This window comes from Bacteroides sp., from assembly GCF_052357945.1.
GTDB lineage: Bacteria > Bacteroidota > Bacteroidia > Bacteroidales > Bacteroidaceae > Bacteroides.
In genome coordinates, this window is record NZ_DAWCXD010000225.1 from 1 (window position 1) to 4,942 (window position 4,942).

Genomic DNA, 4,942 nt, shown 5'->3' on the forward strand with positions numbered 1-4,942 from the left:
CGCACTAATTACGCTAATTTTTAACTAATAAATCAAATACTGATTCGCATTAATAGTTAATACCTAATACTTAATACTCCATATTCTATATTACTTTACAGCAGCTAAGGCTTTGTCATAATCAGGCTCCTGGGTGATTTCAGGAACAAGTTCCGTATATGCAATTTTGCCATCTTTGCCAATCACAACTACCGCACGCGCCAAAAGTCCTGCTAACGGACCATCTGCCATACGCACTCCGTAACTTTCGTCGAAATCAGAGAAGCGGAAATCAGACAATGGAATTACATTTTCAATACCTTCTGTCGTACAGAAACGGCCGTGTGCAAAAGGAAGATCCTTAGAAATAGCCAATACTACCGTATCTTTCAATCCGGCAGCCATCTTATTAAACTTACGTACAGAAGTTGCACATACGCTGGTATCCAGACTAGGGAAAATATTTAAAATCACATTTTTACCATTTAAATCTTTCAGAGAGAAAGAAGATAAATCTGTTTTTACCAGCTCGAAGTCAGGAGCTACCTTACCTACTTGTATAAATTCACCGATCAGTTTCACCGGTTGTCCTTTGAAATTTGTTGTTGCCATAATGCATGTATATTTAAAATTTACTTTATATAGGAAACAACTATTCCCCCAAATATGTTCACGGAAAACCTTTTCTAAATTCAATTTGTTATTCCTCAACGAAATCACTCTAGTGTTCAATTTAAAATATAAAATGTATGGAAACTGTATTCAATGAGATTCAACATTCAGTAAAAAATTGGTGGACTTCTCTTCTTTTGGGAATCGTGTATATCATTGTAGCCCTTTGGCTCATGTTCTCACCCGTAAGCACCTATGTAGCTCTAAGTATCATTTTCAGTGTATCGATGCTGATAAGCGGTATTCTGGAAATCATCTTTGCTCTTAGCAACCGGAAAGGTGTCCCGAGCTGGGGGTGGTATATCGTAGGAGGACTCATCGACCTCGTTCTGGGTATTTACCTGATTGCCTATCCGATGGTCAGCATGGAAGTTATCCCTTTCATCATAGCCTTCTGGCTTATGTTCCGAGGGTTCTCCTCCACCGGCTATTCCATCGACCTGAAACGTTACGGAACCCGCGACTGGGGCTGGTACATGGCTTTCGGTATTCTTGCCATCCTGTGCTCTCTTTTAATATTATGGCAACCCGCCATAGGAGCGCTCTACGCAGTGTATATGATTTCTTTTGCTTTCCTCATCATCGGACTTTTCCGTGTCATGCTTTCATTTGAATTAAAGAATCTGCATAAAAGAAAATAAAAAGCTTTCGGCACTTACTTTGGGATTTTGTTTATCTTTGTAGGCAATTTACATAAATCAATTAATTAAAAAGGAAGAAAATTATGGCAATGCATACATGGTTTGAGTGCAAGATCCGTTATGAAAAAGTAATGGAAAACGGAATGCAGAAGAAAGTAACTGAACCTTATCTTGTTGACGCACTCAGTTTTACAGAAGCAGAAGCACGGATTATTGAAGAAATGACTCCGTTTATCTCCGGAGAATTTACCGTTTCGGATATTAAACGTGCCAACTATAGCGAACTTTTCCCCAGCGACGAAGAAAGTGCCGACCGCTGGTTCAAATGCAAACTTATTTTCATCACTCTGGATGAAAAAAGCGGTGCTGAAAAAAAGACTTCCACTCAAGTATTGGTACAAGCTGCCGACTTGCGCGACGCAGTCAAAAAACTAGATGAAGGAATAAAAGGAACCATGGCAGATTATCAGATCGGTATGGTATCCGAGACTCCGCTCATGGATGTATATCCTTACAGCGCCGAACCGAATGACAAACCGGAGTTTGATCCGTCAAAAGCATAAGTAACAATGAGTATTGCTGACAATTTAAAGCAAGTACTGGCCGAACTCCCGCAAGGAGTCCGGCTGGTTGCTGTCTCAAAATTCCATCCCAATGAAGCGATAGAAGAAGCATATCAGGCGGGACAGCGTATTTTTGGAGAAAGCAAAGTGCAGGAAATGACAGCTAAATACGAAAGTTTGCCCAAAGACATTGAGTGGCATTTCATCGGACACCTGCAGACGAACAAAATCAAATACATGATACCATACGTAGCAATGATTCATGGAATTGATAGTTATAAACTGCTGGTCGAAGTCAACAAACAAGCTGTCAAAGCGGGACGTACAGTGAACTGCCTGTTGCAGATTCACGTTGCGCAGGAAGAAACCAAATTTGGTTTCAGTCCCGAAGAATGTAAGGAGATGTTGAATGCCGGAGAATGGAAAGAGCTGACTCATGTACGCATCTGCGGATTAATGGGGATGGCCAGCAACACCGATTGCATTGAACAAATCAACCGGGAATTTGGTTTACTAAATAGGCTCTTTAACGAGATAAAAACAACTTGGTTCATCCACTCCGATACTTTCTGCGAGCTGTCGATGGGAATGTCACATGACTACCACGAAGCCATTGCCGCAGGAAGTACGCTGGTACGGGTAGGAAGCAAGATTTTCGGAGAACGAATTTATTAATCAGGAGTAAAAAACATATTGCTATGACCGATTTAAAAACTACTTTCGCAGGGCTTTCCCTTAGAAACCCTATCATTATCAGTAGCTCGGGGCTGACCAACAGTGCCGGCAAAAACAAAAAATTGGCCGAAGATGGTGCCGGTGCAATTGTTCTGAAATCACTGTTTGAGGAACAGATCATGCTGGAAGCAGACCAACTGAAAGATCCGGCTTTCTATCCGGAAGCCAGTGACTATCTGGAAGAATATATCCGTGAGCACAAGCTATCCGAATACCTGACTTTAATAAAAGAAAGCAAGAAGGTATGCCCCATTCCTATCATTGCCAGTATCAACTGCTACACTGATTCCGAATGGATTGACTTTGCAAAGATGATTGAAGAAGCTGGTGCCGACGCATTGGAAATCAATATCCTTGCCCTGCAATCGGAAGTGCAATATACATACGGTTCATTCGAACAACGCCACATCGATATTCTCCGCCACATCAAAAAAACAGTCAAGATACCTGTAATCATGAAACTGGGTGACAACCTGACAAATCCTGTGGCATTAATCGATCAGTTGTATGCCAACGGTGCAGCAGCAGTTGTTCTCTTCAACCGTTTCTATCAGCCGGACATCAACATCGAAAAGATGGAGCATATTTCAGGAGAAGTATTCAGTAATGCTTCCGACCTCGCCACTCCGCTCCGTTGGATCGGAATTGCGTCTGCAGTAGTAGACAAGATCGACTATGCAGCTTCCGGTGGTGTTGCCAACGCAGAATCAGTAGTGAAAGCTATCCTTGCCGGTGCTTCGGCTGTAGAAGTTTGTAGCGCAGTCTATCTGAATACAAATGCATTCATCGGAGAAGCCAACCGCTTCCTCTCTGCATGGATGGAACGCAAAGGATTCAAGAATATAACTCAATTCAAAGGCAAACTGAATATTAAGGATGTTCAGGGTGTTAATACATTCGAACGTACACAGTTCCTGAAATATTTCGGAAAGAAAGAATAAGGAAAAAGTATACTCAATCAATAAAGAAACGGTGAACAAATTGTGCTATTTGCAACAAGATGTTCACCGTTTACTTTTTTAATCACTTATTAATTTATCTCGCTTAGCAGAGAAATCTGTTATAACAGGTTGCTTGCCAGTTCACTCAATTCACTTCGTTCACCTTTCAGCAAATTGACGTGTGCAAAGATATTCTGGTCTTTCATACGATCAATCATATATACCAAGCCATTGGACTGACTATCCAGATAAGGTTGGTCAATCTGCTGGATATCTCCCGTAAATACCATCTTCGTACCTTCGCCTGCACGGGTGATGATTGTCTTTATTTCATTCGGGGTCAGATTCTGCGCTTCGTCAATGATGCAATACATTTCGCTCAAACTACGACCACGGATAAATGCCAGAGCTTCAATCACCAGCTGCTCGCTTTTCTGCATATCTTCTATACGCTTCACTTCGGTAGAGTTTGTAGCAAACTGACGTTTTATGACGTTCAGGTTATCAAACAACGGCTGCATATAAGGAGCTACTTTTTCCTGTGCGTCTCCCGGAAGGAAACCGATATCCTTATTGGAAAGCGCCACAACGGGACGTGCCAGCAAAATCTGTTTGTAATCCGTCAGCTTGCCCAAAGCAGCAGCCAAAGCCAGCAAAGTCTTACCTGTTCCTGCTTTTCCTGTCAGAGCCACCAGTTTGATGTTCGGGTCATTCAGAATCTCAAAAGCAAAACTCTGTTCCGCATTCCGTGGTTCGATTCCATAATTCTTACCCTTCATCACACGGATAATAGAATGGGTAAAAGGATTGTAGCGTGCCAATACACTATTCCGGTCACTCTTCAATACAAAACATTCATTGGGATGAATCAAATCCTTAAAGTCAAATTCACTCAAGTCAATGCCTTCCTTTGAAGAATAAATACGGTCGATCAATGCCGGATCTACATTTTCAAAAATCTCATTAGATTTCTCGAACACATCTACATTTACCACCTTATCCGTAATATAATCTTCGCAAAGCAGACCGATTGAACGGGCTTTCATGCGCAGATTCACATCTTTGGTCACTAAGATAGATTTCATTTTCGGATACTTGTCGGTCAGGTATTCGGTTGCCGCCAAAATCAAATGATCGGGTTTCTTTATAGGAAACGATTCCCACACTTTGGCAGCCGGTACATTGCTTGTCACGACAAACAGACGTCCCAATCCTTCGCCAAGCTTCACTCCGTCGGAGAAAAGCTCGTCGCTTGTCAGCACATCCAATTCGCGCACGAACTCACGAGCATTGAAATTTATCTGCTCGTTTCCTTTTTTGAACTTATCCAGTTCTTCGAGTACAACAAGAGGGAGGTAAATATCATTTTCCTGAAAATTCTTCAAGCAATTGTAGTCGTGAAGAATAACAT

Annotated in this window: 6 protein-coding genes; 4 read left to right on the forward strand and 2 right to left on the reverse strand. The window is 41.8% G+C overall.

Annotation, left to right across the window (positions count from 1 at the left end):
• Positions 1-90: 90 nt before the first annotated feature.
• Positions 91-591 (reverse strand): thiol peroxidase, encoded by a 501-nt coding sequence (gene tpx / locus ACT8YW_RS21725; protein ID WP_004296650.1) that lies wholly within the window; start codon positions 589-591, stop codon positions 91-93.
• Positions 592-728: 137 nt separating this feature from the next.
• On the opposite strand from tpx, the gene ACT8YW_RS21730 reads away from it, so the two are divergent.
• From ACT8YW_RS21730 to ACT8YW_RS21745, 4 genes are all read left to right on the forward strand, one after another.
• The gene (locus tag ACT8YW_RS21730) at positions 729-1,292 is read left to right on the forward strand and encodes an HdeD family acid-resistance protein (protein WP_004296649.1); all 564 of its coding nucleotides are present in this window, start codon (positions 729-731) and stop codon (positions 1,290-1,292) included.
• A gap of 83 nt (positions 1,293-1,375) precedes the next feature.
• Positions 1,376-1,855 (forward strand): DUF4494 domain-containing protein, encoded by a 480-nt coding sequence (locus ACT8YW_RS21735; RefSeq protein ID WP_444107120.1) that lies wholly within the window; start codon positions 1,376-1,378, stop codon positions 1,853-1,855.
• 6 nt (positions 1,856-1,861) lie between these two features.
• Complete coding sequence (locus ACT8YW_RS21740; RefSeq protein ID WP_115485083.1) at positions 1,862-2,530, forward strand: YggS family pyridoxal phosphate-dependent enzyme; 669 nt, start codon at positions 1,862-1,864, stop codon at positions 2,528-2,530.
• Positions 2,531-2,553: 23 nt separating this feature from the next.
• On the forward strand, positions 2,554-3,531 hold the full coding sequence (locus ACT8YW_RS21745; protein WP_444107121.1) for a dihydroorotate dehydrogenase-like protein: 978 nt from the start codon (positions 2,554-2,556) through the stop codon (positions 3,529-3,531).
• Between the two features lie 119 nt (positions 3,532-3,650).
• Here the strand turns inward: ACT8YW_RS21745 and ACT8YW_RS21750 are convergent.
• Positions 3,651-4,942, reverse strand: a 1,292-nt coding sequence (locus tag ACT8YW_RS21750; RefSeq protein WP_444107122.1) for a PhoH family protein, incomplete at its 5' end; no start/stop codon positions are given.

Coding starts and splice junctions, on each gene's coding strand:
- tpx (WP_004296650.1), bottom strand. CDS start 591: ATGGCAACAACAAATTTCAAAGGACAACCGGTGAAACTGATCGGTGAA.
- ACT8YW_RS21730 (WP_004296649.1), top strand. CDS start 729: ATGGAAACTGTATTCAATGAGATTCAACATTCAGTAAAAAATTGGTGG.
- ACT8YW_RS21735 (WP_444107120.1), top strand. CDS start 1,376: ATGGCAATGCATACATGGTTTGAGTGCAAGATCCGTTATGAAAAAGTA.
- ACT8YW_RS21740 (WP_115485083.1), top strand. CDS start 1,862: ATGAGTATTGCTGACAATTTAAAGCAAGTACTGGCCGAACTCCCGCAA.
- ACT8YW_RS21745 (WP_444107121.1), top strand. CDS start 2,554: ATGACCGATTTAAAAACTACTTTCGCAGGGCTTTCCCTTAGAAACCCT.